This window comes from Nostoc sp., assembly GCF_036917355.1.
GTDB lineage: Bacteria > Cyanobacteriota > Cyanobacteriia > Cyanobacteriales > Nostocaceae > Nostoc.
In genome coordinates this window covers 12,926-32,879 of record NZ_JBALDP010000036.1, presented here as the reverse complement: position 1 = coordinate 32,879, position 19,954 = coordinate 12,926, and the positions used below count along the sequence as shown (strand labels likewise).

Here is a 19,954-nt window from a genome sequence, read left to right as displayed (position 1 = left end):
GCAATACACTAGAAAGTAAGATGCTCTGAATAGCCTATGAACGCCACGACAACCAGTTTCCCTTCTACACTCAAATTGAAAATTGACTTGACTGATGAGCAATTTTTCCAAATGTGTCAGAAAAATAGTAATTATAGATTTGAGCGCACAGCATCAGGGGAAATATTAATTATGCCGCCTACAGGTAGTGACACTGGCAACCGTAACTTTGATATGGTTGTTGAATTAGGAATCTGGAATAAACAGACTAAATTAGGCAAAGGTTTTGACTCTTCAACTGGTTTCACTCTACCTAATGGTGCAGAACGTTCTCCTGATGTTTCTTGGGTGAAAATTGAGCGATGGAATGCTTTAACCCCAGAACAACAAGAAAAATTTGCCCCAATTTGTCCTGATTTTGTAGTAGAGTTGCGTTCTCGTACTGATTCCTTGAAAGAATTGCACGAGAAAATGCAGGAGTATATCGAAAATGGCACTCAATTAGGCTGGTTAATCGATCGGCAAAACAAGCGAGTGGAAATTTATCGTACAGGTAAAGATGTAGAAATATTAGACAATCCTGCTAATTTATCTGGAGAAAATGTACTACCTGGATTTGTGTTGGATTTACAGCAAATTATGTAATTTTATTGATTAGGATAGATATAGCGCATTTCAAAACGACTTTGTTCCCAAAGTGGTATTAAAGCCTGTTTAGCAGCATTTAACTGAGCTTGTGAAAAAGATATTTTACCATTTTCTATAATCCAAATAAATATCCGCGCGATCAAATCTGCCTTGAAACTATTCTCGTATTCACTATTATTTATTCTTACTACTTGCCGATCTAAGCAATCCATAGCATATTTAAAAGTCAAGTTTTTCCAGTCTGCGGAATTGCTATAATTTTCTTCTGGCGTATTTTTCCACTCAACTCTCCGCAAATTTCCAAAAATATAGTCTATGCCTGTTATGGAAGAATCCGTATTACGCACTAAATTTGTATAGGCTTGGTAATATGGTTTCAATAGCGAAGCTGGAATATTTTCCACATAGATATGTAACCAAGATTGAATGTCACGAAGATAAGGTACTAAATCTCTAATATTATCAACTTCTTTAATCGGCGCACGTTCCCTTCTATAATTTGTTATTTTTGCTAGCAATTCAGATTCAGATAATTGAGATTTATTTGAGTAGTATTTAATCACCTTAGGAATATATTTATCTAATAACCACTGTTTGGTATATCTAGCTGTCCAAGTTTCTTGTACTCCAATATCTTGCTGCCATAAGCTAAATTTAGCTGTTTCAATAGATTGTAAATTAATATCATTTAGTTCGTAGAGTATGTTAACTTGATTGCTAGGTAATAAAGATAAATCTCTGTCAAACTTGGGGAAGATAAATGCATGATCGCGAATTCCTCGACTCACTCGAATTGATATATTTTCTCTATGGAATATGTGCCATTCTGACTTGCCTTTCTTATAATCAAATTCCTTAGCGAACTGCTGCATCAACTTCCATAATTCTTGTCTTACAGAAAAAAGAATAAAACCACGAACTTCTGAAAAGCTTACAAATTCAAAATTCCATGTTTCTAGAGCATTCTCAAATTCAATTATTGAGTTTTTATAGTTTTGGCAAACTTCATCGATACACAAACACAAGTCTGCTGCTTCTAATTTTGATAAAATAACTGTTATTTGACCCAAATTTACTGTAAAATTATTTTTATCTAATTCTTTCAAAAAACGACGACAACCCCAATCTGGCTGGGTATGTAATCCTGTCATTAATTGACCTAAAATATCTTGATGATTTAAGTTAATTTTTAAACCTTTAAAAAGAATACTACTGAATTCTATTTGACAATTACCTTCTCCAAAAGCTTTGGGTAGATTACAGGCGATCGCTACTTTTGGTTTAACAACAATTAAGTGGCAGCCTTCTCGTCTTATAGAAGGTTCAAAATCACATTTTTCTAAAAAATATTGTAAATCTGGATGGCGTATTATTAAGTTTTCTATTAAGTTACATTTAGTATATGTGAAAATATCATCTATGTTTTTATCGATATTTTTAACTACATCAAAATTGAGTTTGTTATAAAACTTTGAGGCAATATCGTTATTTTTTAAGGTATCTATATTTAGATCAAATACTAATTCTTCTCGATTGTAATGTAGACGCTGAAAAACCTTGATTTCATATCCATTGGTGACAATAAAAAATAGTGTATTAAAATGATTACTATAAAATCTACCTTGCTCAATAGCCTCAGTTAACTTAGTCTTTTGCGGTTCTATAGCTTCTACAAAAATCAGTGATGTATTTGTATTGTGTTTTTTAAGATCATCTGTTGCAAAATAAATCTGAGCAATTTCTAGATTTTTGGCGTAGGTTTCTGATTGATATGTTTTCAATGAGTATTCACGATGACATATCTCTGGATAGCAGAGATAGTGAAACATAGGCAAAATCAGCTTTTCTTTTACATCATCTTCATTTTGTAAAACACGATGGTCAAAACCTTGTATCCATGTAATAAATTTTTTAATTGACTCTGGAATAGTCATCAGATAATCTACCTGCTTGTATAAATTTGCTATGCCTATTTTGTTCGTGTAATTAGCAATTTATCAAGTCAGTTTGGATTATGTCGTGATTGTTGATACTAGAATGGAACCATTCGGCTGAAACTTAACCTTGGCAAAACCTACATTAATAAAAGTTACTGCCGTTAGAATTAAATATCTGGTGAAAATCAGGTAGGCAAAATTAATGAATTGTGTATAACAATAATTTTGGGAAACGCATAATAAATTTCTAGAGATGTCTATTAGACAAGAAGGAGTTAGGAGTCAGAATATAGAATTTTCCTGACTCTCTGAACTTCTGACGCCCAATATATCTATTTATTCTCTTTGGGTAGCGATCGCTAATTTAGCTCCCGGAACTTGACGTACTCGATCCATCACCGCCACTACCCGGCCATAATCAACTTTTTCATCAGCATTAATAATCACTAATACTTCTGGGTTAGAACCAACTAAAGTCCGCACTTGCGCTGTTAAATCATCAACTGCAATTGGTTTACGGTTCAGGCTTACCTGTTCTTTTTCATCTACCGTAATGGTAATTTTAGTGGGAACTTGCTGTTGTTTAGCTGTGGCAGCCTTCGGTAAATTTACTGGCAAACCTTCAGAACGTGTTAAAAACAGAGTTGACATAATGAAAAATGTCAAAATTGCAAAAATCACGTCAATCATCGGCACGATGTTGATCTGTAGCGGAAGCTCTGGTTCATCTGGTAGACGCATACGTTTTTTCTCCTCGTTCATAGCGACGGCGGTAAAGTAATTCTAGCTGTCCACCATACTCCTGAATTAGTGCAATTTGCCGTTGGTACAATCCCCGGAAGGTATTGGCAAACATGAGTATGAATATAGCAACGATCAATCCTGATGCAGTTGATACCAGGGCTTCACTAATCCCAGCTGTAACACTTGCCGTTTTACTACCTCCCACATCACCAAGATTTAGGGAAGCAAAGGAGGCTATCAATCCTAATACTGTGCCGAGAAGACCTAACAGTGGTGCCAGACTAATAATTGTCTCGAAAATGTTTTGGAAACGTTTGAGTACAGGTATCTCAGCTTGTGATTCACTTTCTAAGGCCAAACGAAATTCCTCTGGATTTGGCTCTTCTAATTCTAAAGCCGCCAGAAAAATCCGAGCGAGTGGCAAATCTGCGTTTTTCTGAAGTTTATCCATTGCACCGACAATATTATCGAGACGGTAGAGATTCAAAACGTCTCGCACCACCCGGTTTTGACGCTTATTAATCCGTACCCAAAACCTGATCCGCTCGACGATCAGTGCCACACCCAATACCGAAAACGCCAACAGGGGCCACATGACCACACCGCCTGCTGCAAACAAATTTTGAATTCCCATGTAGTGCCTCTATAACGTCATCCACAATACAAAATCAGACTACCAGAATCTAGAGAAAAGCTGAAACTTATTCTCAATAAAATATAAAATATAATGATAAATTTTTCAAATATAACGATCATGATTTTTATTTACTCGTTCGTTTGTTTTACATAAATTAATTTAATTTAATTGCAACAAAAGTTAATTTTGTCCAAAAAGCATGATATTGGTACTTTAAAAAGATGTTTATGCTAGTCCGGTGTTCCGTAAAGCTGTCCCAAATAATTTTAATTGTTTACTTGATATTTGTAACCTTGCATTCTAAGATAGCTAAATTAGTGAGAATAGGTAGCAATAGCTATGAGCTTTTCCGGCATTACTGTCGAGCAACGTTCCAAAGAAGTTGAGGCTCTCAAGTCTTTTCTGACTTACAGTCTAATAGGTTCACTGGCGCTGCATATCGGCGTACTGTCTTCTGGCATAAGTAATTATTTGACGAGAGTGCCCACAGGAGAAGAAGAACCAATAGAGGTCGCGATCGTGGATTCTCCGACTGCGGAACCAGAAAAACCAATTGCAGAGATTCCAGAAGAAATAAAAAAAGAACCAGAGATTGTCCAAAAACAGCCTATAGAAACTCCACCAGTAGAAAAATTTGAACAGATTACAGCAGTCCCTCAGAAGCTACAGCCGATAAATACGCCGCCAAAAGCAATTCCTATTAAGCCAGAAGTTGCTGTGAAATCTGCACCTATTCCACGATCGGTACCAGAAGTACCTGTGAAATCTGCATCCATTCCCCAACCAGCTCCGTCTGAAGATTCCAAAGCAAGTTCAGCAGGTGGTGGCGGTGGCGGTGGCGGCGGCGGATCTGGTGTTGGTTTAGGCTCAGGTAGTGGTATTGCTGTAGGTACAAGCAGTGGTACTGGTTCTGGCGGAGGAACTGGCACTGGCACTGGTGGTGGCATTGGTAGTGGAACTGGCACTGGCACTGGTAGCGGCACTGGTCGCGGCACTGGCAGTGGCATTGGTAGCGGCACTGGTAGCGGCACTGGCAGTGGCACTGGCAGTGGGATTGGTAGCGGCACTGGCAGTGGAATTGGTAGTGGAACAGGAAACCGTCCCACAGTAGCAACAGCGCCTACACCTCCAAAAATTAACAGTCCAGGTAATGGTCGTGCAGCCTGTCGCGAATGCAATGCCAAGTATCCAGAGGCAGCAAGACGGCGGGGAGTTGAAGGCAGAGTAGAAGTAGCTGTAGATACTGATGCAGAAGGCAATGTTACTAATGTGCGGATTGCTCGCTCTAGTGGAAACCGCGACTTGGATGAAGAAACCAAGAGACAAGCGCGTGACTGGAAATTAAAACCCGCACAAGGTGGTAGACAAGGGGTATCTATAGCCACTGAATTTGCTCTACAAGGTTCACGGCGATATCGCCAAGTTCAAGAACGGAAAACACAAAGACAAGCACAAGAGAGAGAGAGAACCCAACAGACAACGGCTGCTAACTCCACACAGGAAACTCCAAGACGTAGGCGCAGAGAGTTGGCACCCCCATCAAGACCAGCAATATCTGGATTTAGTCGGCGACTGGAACCTCAAAGAGCAGAAAGTCCTGCTAGAAACTCATCATCTGAAGCTAGAACAACTCGTACTCAAGGAACTGCAAGAGAGTCCCTACGCCGCATCCGGCGCGAGCAAACGACTACTGATTCATCACAAAAGCCACAAGCAACTACAAATCGGCGGCGGCGAAGAGATAACACTAGCCAGAATAAATTGCGGGACTCTTTACGCCGTTTACGCCAACAACCTCAATCACAACCTGCTGCTCCTAGTCAGCAGTAGTTTGTCAAGTTGAAATTCATGGGTTAGTAATAAGCGCTTGAGCGCTTAACAAAGGACTAAAGTTCTGACTACGAACTTATTGACCCCGTGAAGTTGACTTGACATACTACTAGTAGAGGGATAAAAATTATTGGAATCATACTTTGATTAACAACGATCGCCGTCTCCTGTTTTTAGGAGGCGGTTGTTCTTTAGACAGAAATGGCTCCATTAAGCATTACCCATTTAGCATAAGGAAGAGGGGTTAGGAGTGCGGTAATTTTATGATGGGCTATTAGAGACACTGGCGATCGCTTGATTTGCCAATCAATAGTAGTGGAAGTAAATAATCCTGCACTTTCTCCTACCAACTTTGACGATCGGGGCAATGTAAATGGCTGTCCCTAAAGAATGATAGTAGTGTTTGCTCATCACCAATTATATGCTGAGAGATATAGTCAACGGCTAACTCTCAAATTGCTCATCTGCACTTTATGTCTAGATGTCAAATTCACTGATTTGAATAAAACTTCTACATAAACACACACTGATGCGGTTTGATTTGCTTGAATAGCTATATTGATAGGACATTGATAACGTCGGCAATTCACAATTCCTGATTATGGCAAGTAAATTCATTGATGTTAGAGAATATACTGTCAGGGCGCACAAAAGACAGATTCATACTCGTGTTTTCCAGTTTGTCTGTAAAGAGTGTAACGATCTGACAAAACGCGAGACTTTCGGCCCTCGACCTTTATATTGTGAGAGATGTCGCCCTCCCCAACCGCCTAAGAAATCCCAGCCAGCATCTCACAAGGCAAAACCCAGAGCAATGTCTTATAAAAGTGACATCGATTTAAATTAATTAAAGCCCTATGACTCAAAATGGACAATTAGAACCACCTCCGGGAACCTTTCTCTCACCACTGTTGGAATTACGAGACTATTATGCTCGCCTTACAGAAGAGTACGAACGCCTCTTTGTGCAGGCGCGATCGCAGCTCGATCATGTAGAAGCGTTGTTGTCTAACTGGTCTTTTTCTGATACCAACAAGCAGATATCAAGATTAACGGCAACTGATGAAACCTCAAATCTTTCTGGGGAAAGTTCTCTGCGGTTTTTATCACCCCTTGATGACATCAGCGAAATCAACTTGGTGGAATCTTTAGAGTCAGAACGAAAAGATTCAGATCGATTTGAGATAAATAATTCTTTTTCTGCTGCTGTTGATACAAAAGAGAGTCAATCTCAAACGACATCAACAGAGCCAAAGATCGCCCTAGAGAACAACGATAGTTCAACGAAGGTAGTGGAAATTCCGATGCTACCTCAGTATCAGCACGCTATCTCGCGAATGGAAGCCATAAAACAGCTATTGCAAGAACAGATAGGTACTGTTTGTCATATCGATTTTATCGTGCGATCGCTTTATGGAGAGTTAGATTCCAATCTATTCAAAGTAGTTAAAGGTAGAGTGCAATCTTCCCTCACCCAAGGCAGAGAAAGGAATTACTGGGTAACTATTCCCGATGAGCCAGGTTGTTATACTCTGGATTTAAGTTTGGTAGCCCCAAATAATCGCAATGGTGCTTCTAGGAATATCAAGAACAAAAATAAGAAGCCTTTCGTTCCCCCGACAAAAACAGTACCAATGCTCAAAGCCTTTGAGGGTCAATTCTTAATTGATGCCCTCACCTCTCTGTTAAAACAAAATCCAGGTAAAGTTTTCAGCGTTGCTGAAGTCATCGCCGGAATTTATGGAGAACTAGATTCTCAGCAAATTAGAGAGATCAAAAATAAGGTGCTGAATGAACTATCTAGAGGCTATCGGACAGGTAGATTTGCTAGGGTTCCTAATCAAATCGGCTTCTATACTTGGGACTCAAATCTGATATTGAAGGGGAGTTCTCGTTAAATTGGGCATGGAGAAGAGGCAGAGGGGCAGAGGGGCAGAGGGGAAAAACTAGACCTCTTGCAAAAATATATTTTTGCAAGAGAGGGAAAAGGGAAAAGGTTAAAGGGAAAGGATTTTGAGTTTCTTTACCCCGACTTTTGCAAGAAGTCTACTTACTGCAACTTCTCCCCTGCACCCCTGCACCCCTGCTCCCCTGCTCCCTTGCTATCCCAAAAACAGCTTGTATGCGGGATTCTTGTTTTCATCCCAATAGCGATAGCCCAGGCGATCGAGAAAAGCTTGCCAATCTTTCATCTCATGGGGGGGAACCTGGATACCGACAACGATTCGTCCGTAGTCTGCGCCGTTGTTGCGGTAGTGAAAAAGACTAATATTCCAGTCGGGACTCATGGAAGTCACAAATTTCATCAATGCGCCGGGACGTTCGGGAAATTCAAAACGGTAGAGTAATTCATTGTTAGCTAGCGGAGAGTGTCCACCCACCATGTGCCGCAGATGTAGTTTAGTTAGTTCGTCGTCCGTTAAATCAAGGGTTTCAAATCCATGAGCTTCAAAGGTTTCTACCATCTTGACAGCATCGGCACGGTTTTGAATTTGCACGCCGACAAAAATATGGGCTGTTTTTTCATCGGCAATGCGATAATTAAACTCGGTCAGATTACGGTTGCCAATACATTCACAAAACTGGCGAATACTTCCCCGTTGCTCTGGAATTGTGACTGCAAAGATCGCTTCGCGGCGTTCGCCGAACTCTGCTCGTTCTGCCACAAAGCGGAGGCGATCGAAATTCATGTTTGCACCACAGGCGACAGCAATTAAGGTTTGTCCCTCGATTTGTTCTCGTTCGGCATAGGCTTTGGCAGCTGCGATCGCCAATGCACCAGCTGGTTCTAAAATGGATCGCGTATCCTCAAACACGTCTTTAATTGCAGCACAAGTATCGTCTGTATCTACCAAAATAATTTCATCTACATACTGCTGACATAAACGGAAGGTTTCTTCACCGACTTCCCGCACCGCTACGCCATCAGCAAATAACCCCACCTGGGACAAGCGCACCCGATGTCCGGCTTTGAGTGATTGAGACATGGCATCAGCATCTACTGGTTCAACACCAATAATCTTGATTTCAGGACGCAACCGTTTCACATAAGCCCCAATTCCAGAAATTAATCCACCCCCTCCAATTGCGACAAAAATCGCATGGATGGGTTGCTGATGTTGCCGTAAAATTTCCATCCCAATTGTTCCCTGTCCAGCAATTACATGAGGATCGTCAAAGGGATGAATAAAAGTCAATCCTTTTTCTACTTCTAATTCACGGGCATAGCTATAAGCATCGTCATAAGTATTTCCATGTAACACCACTGCTCCGCCCCTCATTCTCACCGCATCCACCTTGACTTGGGGTGTGGTTACTGGCATGACGATAATTGCTTTGGTTCCCAAGCGATTGGCTGCTAGGGCGACTCCCTGAGCATGGTTCCCCGCAGACGCGGCAATTACACCCTGCGCCAATATATCTGGCGGCAGTTGCACCATCTTGTTATAAGCACCCCGCAGTTTAAAGGAAAATACTGACTGCATATCCTCGCGTTTCAACAGGAGTTGATTATTCAGCCGCGCAGACAAATTTGGAGCATACTCCAGTGGTGTTTCCTGGGCAACATCATATACACGGGCAGTCAGAATTTGGATGAGGTAGTCGCAAAACATGGGCGTCAAGGTGTTAGCAAATGCTGGATGGAAACTAATTTTACGTTACAAGCGATCGCACTGGTTTTATTGATTTATTCTCTCTCGAAATTTTGATTGAACAAAATCTAAAAATTACCAATTAATATTCTTTGAAGATAAATTAAGTTCAGTTATGAAAATTTTTTGATCGCTGCAAATTTAATGCGATCGCTGATAGGTTGATTTGAAAGTAGTTTTGCCAACTATCTGAGTACTTAGATCGGCAGATTAACTATAGTGTTACTTACGAACATAACTTCTCTATTTATGTTAAAGTATGCGTGGAAGATGAAATTCGGCTGTACAGTTTGTTTTTATATATACTTGTATTACAGACCTCTCCGGATCTAAATCTCTACACCCTCTGATTCTGGAGACATTCTATGTCAATTTACGTCGGCAATCTATCTTATGAGGTTAAAGAAGATGACCTCCGGCAAGTCTTTGCAGAATATGGAACTGTAAAAAATGTTCAATTGCCTGTCGACCGAGAAACAGGTCGGATGAGAGGTTTTGGGTTTGTGGAATTGGAATCAGACGCACAAGAACAAGCGGCGATTGATGCGCTTGATAACGCTGAATGGATGGGTCGAAGCTTAAAAGTTAATAAAGCCAAGCCCAAAACAGACGGCGGTTCCTCTGGTGGTAGAAGAGGAGGCTATGGTGGCGGTGGTGGTGGTGGCGGCCGCTATTAAGGTCTAAAACCAAAAATTTAACTCTCAGGTCTTAAGGGCAGACAAGGAGTCTGCCTTTTTTGCGTTTTGGGACTGGTATTTTGACTCAGCACTCAGCACGAGCTAAATCTTAGCTATCCGCTAACAGCACTCAGTACTTTCAAGTTAGAGAGCAGGTGGTCACTGAGCGTAGTCGTTGGCGCAGCCTCTCGTAGAGAAATGATGCAGGAGGTTTTAGGAAATAATTCTTATGAAGCCATGCGTTAGGGTAGCTTACCGCAGGTATCGTTTTTGTAATCGGTGTAGCAACCATGAACCCAGAAGCTAAACATATTGTTAACGAACTAAGGCATAAGTTTTACACTAACTTTGCTGCTGCGATGAGTATGCCAGTACTTATAACTGGTACATCTTATAGTAGTAATTCACCGATCGCATCTTGGATGGATCGTAGTCAGAGACTAAACTATATAAATGTATACGCTTATACAGCACCCGATGAATTTGTCCCATTCCGCCCATTCATTCTGCGACTGGCTATTAACAAGAGTGCTGGTAGAGTAACAGTGACCAGAAAAGGACAAGTCTGCCGAGGTCTGAATTTGTTGTGGGATTTCGAGTTAACTGTATTACCAAAAGAAATCTTAGACTTTCTTCCCTGGATAGTTAACTTAGTTGAGGCCCAGGATAAAGGTTCGCCCTTGTTGCTAGAATCACCACCCCATTCATTTGAATTAAATGTGTCAGAGGTGGGGTTATTTAATAACGCCTGGACTGAAAAAGCTTGGCTGTTGGCAAATTCAACCATATTCCCTAATAGTAGTCTGTCAAGTTGAAATTAATAAATCAAGACTACAGGGTGGTTATAACTATCTCAAATTTTCACGAATTATTTCGGACTGCTATATATCAATACGCTTGGGTTAGGCGTAGGTTGGGTTGAAGGAAGTGAAACCCAACAAACCACTGAAAATGTTGGGTTTCGTTCCTCAACCCAACCTACAATTCTCCTTAACTGAACCGTATTGTGCTATGTATGCCTGATAATTAATAAGGCAATCTATAAATAGCAAAGATGCAGACTCTCCAAAAACTCTCACTCCCAAGCATGGGCTGCGGTACTTGGGCTTGGGGCAATCAACTGCTTTGGGGATATGACGAAAGTATGGATGAGCAGTTGCAAGCCGTCTTTAACCTTTGTGTAAGCAACGGTGTAACTTTATTTGATACAGGCGATTCTTACGGAACGGGGAGATTGAATGGTCGGAGTGAGTTGCTTCTGGGACGATTCAACCGAGAATATGTAGGTTCAGGCAAAGAAAATATTTGTATTGCAACTAAGCTTGCTGCTTACCCGTGGAGATGGACGCGTCAATCAATGGTAAAAGCTTGCCAGTCATCTGCTCAACGCCTGGGAAGAAATGTTGATTTGGTACAGATGCATTGGTCAACAGCAAACTATGCTCCTTGGCAAGAGGAAGGACTTTTAGATGGTCTTGCCGATTTGTATGAGCAAAGATTGGTTAAGGGCGTGGGATTATCCAATTATGGGCCGAAACGGCTGATGCGAGTGCAGAAAAAATTTGCCGAACGAGGCGTTCCGATTACAACTCTGCAAGTTCAATACTCTCTGTTGTCTACATATCCTGTCACCCAACTCAAGCTCAAAGACCTTTGTGATGAGTTAGACATTAAATTGATTGCCTACAGCCCTCTAGCTTTGGGACTACTGACAGGAAAATACTCTGAGCAAGGCCCTTTGCCTAAAGGCATTCGAGGTCTGTTATTTAAGCAAATATTATCAGGAATGCGTAGAGGTGAAGAGGCTTCTGCTGGCAAATCGCTTTTGGAATGTTTGCGAGAGGTGGCACAGTTCAGAAACAAAACTATGTCACAGGTGGCAATTAATTGGTGTATCTGTAAAGGAACTATTCCCATCCCTGGAGCAAAGAGCGTTGAACAAGCGAAGGAGAATCTTGGGGCGTTGGGTTGGCAATTAGATGCTGGTGAGATTGCAGAGTTGGATAAGGCGGCGGCGAATTCAGACAAAAAAATGCTACAAAATATCTTTCAAACGAAGTGAAATTTCAAGTCGCTGAATTTGAAAAGTATTAAATGTAACGATAGCCCCAGCAATATCAACTAAAATAATGATGTTTGTAACGAAAATCGTAGTGGTGGTAACTAAACTCATTATTTTACTAACAAATTGATAATATTGTAACGAAAATAATGATGTTTGTAACAAAAATCGTAGTGGTAGTAACTAAACTCGTTATTTTAGTAATTTAAAGCGCGATGTTAGTAGAGATGTTTAGTAACGGCAACTGGTTTCAATTTAAAAAACCTAGATATCACACGCAATGAATTGAAAAAGTAATGCTGAACTATGCAAAATCTGTAACGCTGAGTTAAATCTGGGTTTTTTAACTTAGCTGCGAAATTTAGAACAAAAGTGGTGTGTTAAGAAGTAAATAAGATACACATAGTCAAGGCAGGATGATGATACTTGAAACTGCGGCGATCGCTGTTGGCACTATAATAGCTACCAAAGCCTTAGAAAAAACCTGTTGGGGGAAAAAGATAAGCGAGTTGAAAACCAACTACAAGCTGCAACCGCAATATTATGTGAATGTCTGGAATATTTGCCTTTGGGGATAGAGTTAGTAGGAGCTTATTTGGTACGCGACCCGGAAATATCTTTAGATATCATGTTTGGGCGATTGCAAGAACGTAAATTAGCAAACTTGCTGCAACAGGTAGAAGAAAGAGCAGGATGTTATAAAATTCATGCCTTAGTTCGGTGGTTTTTGCAAGAAGAGTTAGCAAACTCTGGCAAAACCAAATCGGTTTTAGAAAAAACTTTTGTCACTGCCATGATAACCAAAGCCCAAAACCTTCCCGATTCACCAACTTCTGAGCATATTGAAGGCATCAGAGATGTTGTTCCCCATATTGAAGACTTGGGAAAACGTTTAATTGTAGAGATAGGTGAAGCATATTTTGGTTCTTGGCAACTTTTGGCGATCTTGGATTTAAGCCGAAGTTTGATTTTCAAGTCAGAAGGCAGAAGTCGGAAGGGTAGAAGTAATAAATTCAAGCTTTGAGTTTGTTTAAGCTAGCAACTAATATACTTTGCATTTCCTCGACCTCATTCAATAGGGGAGTGAAAAGGTTTTTGTCAGCTAAATCTACAACTTTTGCAATGATTAATTGGGTATCAAGTTCTCTCAAAGAGCCTAATGCAATATGTAAAAACTGTATATATTCTGGCTTTGAGCGCCTTCCATAGCCTTCTGCTATATTAGACGCTACAGATACAGAAGAACGTCGGATTTGGGTGGTTAAACCATACAATTCTGACTGAGGAAATAGGCGGGTAAATTTATAACAATTGATAGCAAGTTGAACCGCCCTTTGCCTTCTGCCTTCTCCCAACCAAGATCGCCAAAAGTTGCCAAGAACCAAATTATGATTCAAAGTACACTTACCTATGCGGGAACCGCTATAAAAGTGGGAAAAGTATGAAAAGTAGGATGTTTTGTCTCAACCCTTGATTATCCTGTTAATAGATTGTAAGGTGAGGCGTTAAGTACATAGTCAATCCAGAGTTACATAAGTCGTTGATAAAGCTAAAAATCTGAATTTTAAAATTACAGATAACTGTATGGCTCAATCTCCCATCACGCGAACTCAATCAGAAATTACATTACAAGCTTTAGCTAAAGATACTAGTATTGCTACCCTTATCCAAGTAGCTGGGGTTTCTTTGGCTTACTTAAGTCAGATTTTCTTGGCGCAATGGATGGGGGATAGAGAATATGGTATTTATCAGTATGTCACCTCCTGGTCATGGCTGTTGGCAAGCATTGCTGGACTCGGTTATCCTCGTACAGTCCTGCGCTTTGTCAGTCAATATCGAGTCCAACAAGACTGGGGGCGTTTGCGAGGTTTAGTCCGCAGTAGCTGGCTGATTAGTCTGCTAGTAGGTTTGTTACTTTCTGTTGCCAGTATGGGCGTAATTTGGTTACTCAATCAGTATCACTCTTTTACCTACGCCATACCTCTTCTAGTTGGGATTTGGCTAGTTCCTCCCCAGATTTTACTCAATTTACAGCTAGAAACTGCTAGGGCAATGGAGGACATTATCTTAGCATATACTCCTTACAAAATTATTTGGCCAATCTTACTGCTTTGTGGTGGATTTGTTTGGTTAGAAAAAAATGGCTCTCTTACAAGTCTGCCAATCATTGGTATGGCTATTGTACTCTTGTTAGTGCTGGCTGGATTTCAGTTAGGACTACTTTGGAAGAAGTTAAACGATAATATTGAATTGGCCACTCCAATTTATGCCCTCCGTGAATGGCTTCAAGTCTCCCTGGTTTTATTGGTTCAGGAAGCATTTAATGTAATTTTATATCAGACTGATATTGTGATGATCGGCTCGCTTTTAGGGCCGAGCGAAACAGGAATTTATAGTGTTGCTGTTAAGACAGCAATGTGGGTGGGTTTCATTTTAACGACGGTAAACATGGTGGCAGCACCAACATTTGCCGCTCTCTACGCTCAGGATGATTTACAGGGTTTGCAGAAGGTAATTTCCACCATCACTTTATGGATTTTTTGGCCTTCACTAGTCCTTGCCTGTTGCTTAATTGTCTTTTCCAACTCTATTTTAGGAGTTTTTGGATCGGAGTTTATTGCGGTCAGTGGGGAGTTAAAAATTCTGGTTTTGGGTCAACTGGTAAGCGTGTTTTGTGGCTCGGTAAATATGTTAATGACAGTTACTGGTCATCAAAACAAATCTGTAATTGTCTGTGGCTGTGCGGTTTTATTGAATCTGATATTAAATGCGATCGCTATTCCTTTAATTGGTACTATGGGAGCTGCGATCGCTACAGCTTTCACCACGATGGCATGGAACATTGGACTATGCGTGTTAGTTATCAAATACGTTCGGGTTAATCCTATTGCCTTCTCTTTTCTTTTCGCTCAGGAAGTTGAGCGCGAAAAAGAATAACCAATCAGCAAATGGGAGCAATACTGAGTAGAGGATCGAGTTAGACTCAAACCCGCTCACTGCTTAAACCATCACCTATATCAGCTTGCCATAAAGACACAAAGCTACACTGATTGATTAATCCCCAATATCTCCAATTATGGCCCGAATAATCACTGTTGGAGCCGCTCAACTAGGCCCTATTGCCCGAAATGACAGCCGTACAGATGTCATCAATAGATTAATTGACTTGATGAAACAAGCAAAAAGTATGGGCTGTGAACTGATAGTATTTCCAGAATTGGCATTAACCACCTTTTTCCCTCGCTGGTACATGGAAAATCAGGTAGAGATTGATGCTTTCTTCGAGACAGACATGCCTAGCACAGAAACTCTTCCGTTGTTCGAGCTATCCGCTCATTTAGAAATTGGTTTTTATCTAGGGTATGCCGAACTGACGATTGAAAAAGGCCAAACTCATCGTTATAATACCTCAATTTTAGTCAATAAATCGGGTCAAATTATTGGCAAGTATCGCAAGATTCATGTACCTGGTCATATTGAATATAAACCAGAGCAAGCCTTCCAGCATTTGGAAAGACGGTACTTTGATATTGGAAATTTAGGGTTTCAGGTATGGCACGCCTTTGACGGTATTATCGGAATGTGCATCTGCAACGATCGCCGTTGGTCAGAAACCTACCGAGTAATGGGACTTCAAAACGTGGAGATGATTTTAATCGGTTATAGTACACCGCAACAAACTCACCTAAGTCAGTTCCATAATCACTTAGTTATGCAAGACGGAGCTTATCAGAATGCAACTTGGGTAGTTGGCGTGGCAAAAGCTGGGCGAGAAGAGGGCTGCGATCTGATTGGTGATAGTGCCATTATTGCTCCTTCTGGCGAAATTGTGGCCAAAAGCATTACCTTGGGGGATGAGTTGATTGTTGCTCGTTGTAACCTAGATTTATGTCAGCCTTTGTCTAATTTTGAGGTGTATCGTCAACCACAGTATTATCAACCGATCTGTGAACAAAAAAGCGTGACATCAGAGGATGTTTGAAAAGGAATGCCTGTTTAATTTTATGTATTTATATTTTCAATTTTGAGAAATCCTTCTTGAATAAATTTGGTCGCTAACTCAATCTTGCCTTCGTCAGTTATCAGTTCTCCAATATCCTTGACCGCAAAACATTCATCTTGAAACATGAGTTTTAAGGAAGGTTCAAAAAAACGAGGAAAATCTAATTTCTTATTGTAAAATTTAACGTACACATTTTTTTCATCTCTGTCAATTTTATAAATAAGATTTTTTCGTCGTGAGAGGATAGAATTCAAATTGAGCTTGTTTAAAAGAATAGAATCTTTAAAGCGATTTTGGTCGTCGAAACGCTTGCTAGAGAGGAATTTATCAAACTTTCTTTCTAGTAGTTCATCTACATCTAAATTATCAATTAAAGAGTGAGTAAGCTGACGAAATCGTTCTTTAAATTTGATTTTATCAGCTTCATTCATTAAAGCATTGGGTATTGCCCGTCTAAACTCAGGTTGAGCTTGAGCGAGTTCGACAACTTCTTGGAACAGTTGAAACCAATAATTAGGATATAAATTTATATTAATATGAACTGAAGCAGTATCAGTTGTCAAAGCTTCATGAATTAATCCTCTGGGAATGTATAATAAATCCCCAGGTTTTAACTCTACTTCAAATTGAGGGATGCCTACTTGATGAAAAAACTCGCCTTTATATCGTTTATTAGCATAGTTTGGAGAAGATGGATTTTCTTCAGAACATGGAAGTTTTACTGGTGAGTGATATAAACGCCAGATTTTTGTTCCTGTTGTTTGTAAAATCAAGACATCATGATCGTCAATATGAGGAATAAATCCTCGGCTGTTAGCTGGTGAAATGTAAATCTTAAATTGCAAGTAAATCTTTAATTCTCGTTCTAGATCGCTACAATAGTTTGCTAACTTGAAAATTGAGCGATCGCCTGCCCTAACAATTATGGTATGTCCTTGGTTAAATAGAACAAATAGTCGGTCATTATCGGCAATAGATGAGTTATCATAACTCCATTTGTAGGCGGGTATTTCTTCACTTTCTTTGACAACCCGCAGTTCAGAAGAAAATAACCTTTTATTTTGAAAAAATAGGTCAATATCATCAGAATTGAGAATGGCATCGTAGTATTTTTCGTTATTTCGGGCAATATAAAGATATTTTTCTTCATAAAATTGCTGAAAAAATTCTTCAATTGTGTAGGGCAATATGAGGCTGGAAAATTTGTAATTTATACTCATTATTCTTTGGCTTGGATAAATTTCAAAAATCTCCTCTCCTGAAGTGGCAGACTATAGAAACGAAGCTTATTTTTGCAGCCTAAAAATAGTGTTTAGTCTGCGGAAACAACTTTATTTATGTAGCTGAACCCTTTCCGGCGGAGGTGTATGATAAAATTATACATTCCTTCGGAAAAGTGGGGAATAAAGATCGGGGATTTTTATCAGCACTCATTGTTAAAATTATTTAAATTATTTTTTTAATCGATGTTAATTATAGAAATTCGTTATTTACAACTTTGCTACACGATCCAATTTATGGTATTAATTAATATATCTGCTACTTGCTCACCCTCAGAGCAGGTTTTAAAATTCAACCAAACAGTCCAAAGATAGCGGAAATGACTAACCCTAACCTAATGATATAGGATAGGCTCTAAAACTAATTACTAAACAATTAAAAACTGTAATATGATTGCCTTAATAGCTATTAATAATAATGAACATGCCTTTTATGTCTACAATTTATCTAAAGGTGAGATTATAAAAAAAGTTCAGGCACCTCAAGAAATGTACGACTTATCCTCTCTGAATAAGGGAAGACCAATTCTTAGACCATTCGGGATAAGCTTTGACGAAAAAATAATATATGTAATTTCAAACTCTGTATTGGGAATGTTTGATTACCAGTACAATTATTTAGGAAAGTTTGCTCTTAATTTCTCAGTCAATACACATCAAATACTAGTACAAGACAGAAAATTGTATGTATGTCAAACTTCAAAAGATTTGTTGTCCATAATTAATTTAGATAATCTTGAGCAGGAACATTATAATATTATTGAAATGAGAAAATTCGAGGATGTAGATGTAGAAGTTCCCAATTATTTTGAACTCGATCAAAAACATTTGAATAGTGTTAGGATAAATAAAGGAATAATGTATTGCTCCTATTGTGGAAAAGGAAGTGATTTAAATGGAAGTGAATTAAAATGTTATGAATTGGAAACTAAAAAATATATAAAAACCTTAATTTTTTCTAAATACCCGCATAACATAGGTATTATAGATGAAAAAATATACACAATTTCAACATATGAAAACTCTCTAAATACTAGTGATGGCGAACAATTTGAACTAAACTTTCCTGGTTTTGCTAGAGGTCTTGCCATGACCAAAAATTTTGCCTTTATTGGTGTGGGTGGAGATAGAAATACAATCAATGATGGTCATGTTTTAAAATTTGACTTAAATCAAAGAAAAGTTGTAGATATTATGAAAGTTGAAAAAAGTGGAGCCATAACAGAGATTAGATTGTTAAATGAAACCGATTATGCTCATAAAGATTGATGATAGTCATATCACTATTTTTGCTACTCAAAAAAATATCAAATTTGGGATGGCTTTTTTGTTAACTTTTTTAACCTTTAACACTTCTAGGATTAACTCTCATGTCTCTCGATACATATTACACACTAGGAGGCTCAGGTCTACGAGTTAGCCGCCTGGCATTAGGTAGCATGACCTTCGGCACTGAATGGGGTTGGGGAGCCGACGAGGATATAGCGCATCAACTGTTCAATACTTATATTGATGCAGGTGGCAATTTCATTGACACAGCAGACTTGTATACCAATGGTACAAGTGAGAGATGGATTGGCAAATTTGTTGCAAAACGCAGACTTCGCGATCGCGTTGTCATTGCTACTAAGTTCAGCTACAACGCCGAACCTGGCAACCCCAACGCTGGCGGTAATGGACGCAAAAATATCCTTCGAGCCGTAGAGGGATCGCTGCAACGTCTCGGAACCGACTTTATCGACCTCTACCTTCTCCACACCTGGGATCGACTCACCCCCGCCGAAGAGGTGATCCGAACCCTTGATGATTTAGTCAGATCGGGCAAAGTTCGTCATGTAGGGTTGAGTGATACACCTGCTTGGTATGCAGCACGATCGCAGACACTTGCCCAGTGCCGAGGTTATGAGCCGCTTAGTACGTTACAGCTTGAGTACTCGCTAGTTGAGCGAAACATTGAACGCGAGTTCGTTCCACTGGGATTGGAACTTGGCATGGGTATTATGGTCTGGAGTCCTCTAGCTAGAGGTCTTCTCAGTGGAAAGTATCAACCAAATGAAGGTAGCTTCACAGGTTCAGGACGGCTAGAGACAATGCGAAATAGTAACAGTCCGGCATCACTGAAAATGACAGAGCGAAACTGGCAAATCATTGCCCAACTTGAAAGTGTAGCTAAAGAATTGGGTCAGAGCATGGCTCAGGTTGTACTTAATTGGATAGCTAACCGACCTGGCATTGCCAGTGTGATTGTCGGAGCCACGAAGCTAGCTCAACTAGAGGACAATCTCAAAGCGTTGGATTTTGAAATTCCCAAGGAACTGAGCGATCGCCTTGAGATCGTTAGCCGTCCTGAACCTCAATTTCCATATACTTTCTTCAACCCCAAAATTCAAGCGATGATTCATGGTGGTAAACCCGTCAGCTTGAAACCCAAAGGATACTATCCGGTTATGTAACAAATATCTGTTAACACCACTAAATTTCCACTTCCAGAATAGGCTCTAAAA

General features: G+C 39.8%; 19 protein-coding genes. 12 read left to right on the top strand and 7 right to left on the bottom strand.

Annotation, left to right across the window (positions count from 1 at the left end):
- Nucleotides 1–36: 36 nt before the first annotated feature.
- Nucleotides 37–624, top strand: coding sequence for a Uma2 family endonuclease (locus tag V7K53_RS10530; RefSeq protein ID WP_335197450.1), 588 nt, complete (start codon nt 37–39; stop codon nt 622–624).
- 2 nt (nt 625–626) lie between these two features.
- On the opposite strand, the gene V7K53_RS10525 is transcribed toward V7K53_RS10530, so the two are convergent.
- The 3 genes from V7K53_RS10525 to V7K53_RS10515 all read right to left on the bottom strand — a co-directional run bounded on the left by V7K53_RS10525 (nt 627) and on the right by V7K53_RS10515 (nt 3,942).
- Entirely contained in the window at nt 627–2,561 is a 1,935-nt protein-coding gene (locus V7K53_RS10525) for a hypothetical protein (RefSeq protein ID WP_335197449.1), read from the bottom strand.
- 339 nt (nt 2,562–2,900) lie between these two features.
- Nucleotides 2,901–3,305 (bottom strand): ExbD/TolR family protein, encoded by a 405-nt coding sequence (locus tag V7K53_RS10520; RefSeq protein ID WP_094352241.1) that lies wholly within the window; start codon nt 3,303–3,305, stop codon nt 2,901–2,903.
- A complete protein-coding gene (locus tag V7K53_RS10515) occupies nt 3,289–3,942 on the bottom strand; it encodes a MotA/TolQ/ExbB proton channel family protein (RefSeq protein WP_335197448.1) in 654 nt (217 codons plus the stop codon). Before V7K53_RS10515 ends, V7K53_RS10520 begins: the two co-directional genes overlap by 17 nt.
- A 342-nt stretch (nt 3,943–4,284) precedes the next feature.
- Between V7K53_RS10515 and V7K53_RS10510 the strand changes: the two genes are divergently transcribed.
- A complete protein-coding gene (locus tag V7K53_RS10510) occupies nt 4,285–5,775 on the top strand; it encodes a TonB family protein (protein ID WP_335197447.1) in 1,491 nt (496 codons plus the stop codon).
- Nucleotides 5,776–5,966: 191 nt separating this feature from the next.
- On the opposite strand, the gene V7K53_RS10505 is transcribed toward V7K53_RS10510, so the two are convergent.
- On the bottom strand, nt 5,967–6,143 hold the full coding sequence (locus tag V7K53_RS10505) for a hypothetical protein (protein ID WP_335197446.1): 177 nt from the start codon (nt 6,141–6,143) through the stop codon (nt 5,967–5,969).
- Between the two features lie 233 nt (nt 6,144–6,376).
- Here V7K53_RS10505 and V7K53_RS10500 point away from each other — a divergent pair, with 233 nt between their 5' ends.
- Together V7K53_RS10500 and V7K53_RS10495 are read left to right on the top strand one after the other, a co-directional pair.
- Nucleotides 6,377–6,622 carry a hypothetical protein gene (locus tag V7K53_RS10500; RefSeq protein ID WP_099099597.1) on the top strand — a complete coding sequence of 82 codons (246 nt, stop codon included), beginning with the start codon at nt 6,377–6,379 and terminating at the stop codon, nt 6,620–6,622.
- A gap of 10 nt (nt 6,623–6,632) precedes the next feature.
- Nucleotides 6,633–7,673, top strand: coding sequence for a hypothetical protein (locus V7K53_RS10495; protein WP_335197445.1), 1,041 nt, complete (start codon nt 6,633–6,635; stop codon nt 7,671–7,673).
- A 204-nt stretch (nt 7,674–7,877) separates the two neighbouring features.
- Here V7K53_RS10495 and ilvA read toward each other — a convergent pair whose 3' ends face one another.
- A complete protein-coding gene (ilvA, locus tag V7K53_RS10490) occupies nt 7,878–9,389 on the bottom strand; it encodes a threonine ammonia-lyase, biosynthetic (protein WP_335197444.1) in 1,512 nt (503 codons plus the stop codon).
- Nucleotides 9,390–9,793: 404 nt separating this feature from the next.
- On the opposite strand from ilvA, the gene V7K53_RS10485 reads away from it, so the two are divergent.
- The 4 genes from V7K53_RS10485 to V7K53_RS10470 all read left to right on the top strand — a co-directional run bounded on the left by V7K53_RS10485 (nt 9,794) and on the right by V7K53_RS10470 (nt 13,191).
- Entirely contained in the window at nt 9,794–10,105 is a 312-nt protein-coding gene (locus V7K53_RS10485) for an RNA recognition motif domain-containing protein (RefSeq protein WP_289798627.1), read from the top strand.
- Between the two features lie 290 nt (nt 10,106–10,395).
- Complete coding sequence (locus V7K53_RS10480; RefSeq protein WP_335197443.1) at nt 10,396–10,920, top strand: hypothetical protein; 525 nt, start codon at nt 10,396–10,398, stop codon at nt 10,918–10,920.
- A 239-nt stretch (nt 10,921–11,159) separates the two neighbouring features.
- Nucleotides 11,160–12,167 (top strand): aldo/keto reductase, encoded by a 1,008-nt coding sequence (locus V7K53_RS10475; RefSeq protein ID WP_335197442.1) that lies wholly within the window; start codon nt 11,160–11,162, stop codon nt 12,165–12,167.
- A gap of 487 nt (nt 12,168–12,654) precedes the next feature.
- A complete protein-coding gene (locus V7K53_RS10470; RefSeq protein ID WP_335197441.1) occupies nt 12,655–13,191 on the top strand; it encodes a hypothetical protein in 537 nt (178 codons plus the stop codon).
- Here V7K53_RS10470 and V7K53_RS10465 read toward each other — a convergent pair.
- The gene (locus tag V7K53_RS10465) at nt 13,181–13,564 is read right to left on the bottom strand and encodes a four helix bundle protein (protein ID WP_335197440.1); all 384 of its coding nucleotides are present in this window, start codon (nt 13,562–13,564) and stop codon (nt 13,181–13,183) included. The two genes, V7K53_RS10470 and V7K53_RS10465, sit on opposite strands and share 11 nt — an antisense overlap.
- Nucleotides 13,565–13,751: 187 nt before the next feature.
- On the opposite strand from V7K53_RS10465, the gene V7K53_RS10460 reads away from it, so the two are divergent.
- Nucleotides 13,752–15,104, top strand: a complete 1,353-nt coding sequence (locus tag V7K53_RS10460) for an oligosaccharide flippase family protein (RefSeq protein WP_335197439.1) — start codon at nt 13,752–13,754, stop codon at nt 15,102–15,104.
- Between the two features lie 139 nt (nt 15,105–15,243).
- Nucleotides 15,244–16,149 (top strand): N-carbamoyl-D-amino-acid hydrolase, encoded by a 906-nt coding sequence (locus tag V7K53_RS10455; RefSeq protein ID WP_335197438.1) that lies wholly within the window; start codon nt 15,244–15,246, stop codon nt 16,147–16,149.
- A gap of 20 nt (nt 16,150–16,169) precedes the next feature.
- Here V7K53_RS10455 and V7K53_RS10450 read toward each other — a convergent pair whose 3' ends face one another.
- On the bottom strand, nt 16,170–17,390 hold the full coding sequence (locus tag V7K53_RS10450; protein WP_335197437.1) for a cupin domain-containing protein: 1,221 nt from the start codon (nt 17,388–17,390) through the stop codon (nt 16,170–16,172).
- Nucleotides 17,391–17,840: 450 nt separating this feature from the next.
- Here V7K53_RS10450 and V7K53_RS10445 point away from each other — a divergent pair, with 450 nt between their 5' ends.
- Both V7K53_RS10445 and V7K53_RS10440 read left to right on the top strand, forming a co-directional pair.
- The gene (locus V7K53_RS10445; RefSeq protein ID WP_335197436.1) at nt 17,841–18,719 is read left to right on the top strand and encodes a hypothetical protein; all 879 of its coding nucleotides are present in this window, start codon (nt 17,841–17,843) and stop codon (nt 18,717–18,719) included.
- A gap of 101 nt (nt 18,720–18,820) precedes the next feature.
- Nucleotides 18,821–19,903 (top strand): aldo/keto reductase, encoded by a 1,083-nt coding sequence (locus V7K53_RS10440; RefSeq protein WP_335197435.1) that lies wholly within the window; start codon nt 18,821–18,823, stop codon nt 19,901–19,903.
- The last annotated feature ends 51 nt before the right edge of the window (nt 19,904–19,954 follow it).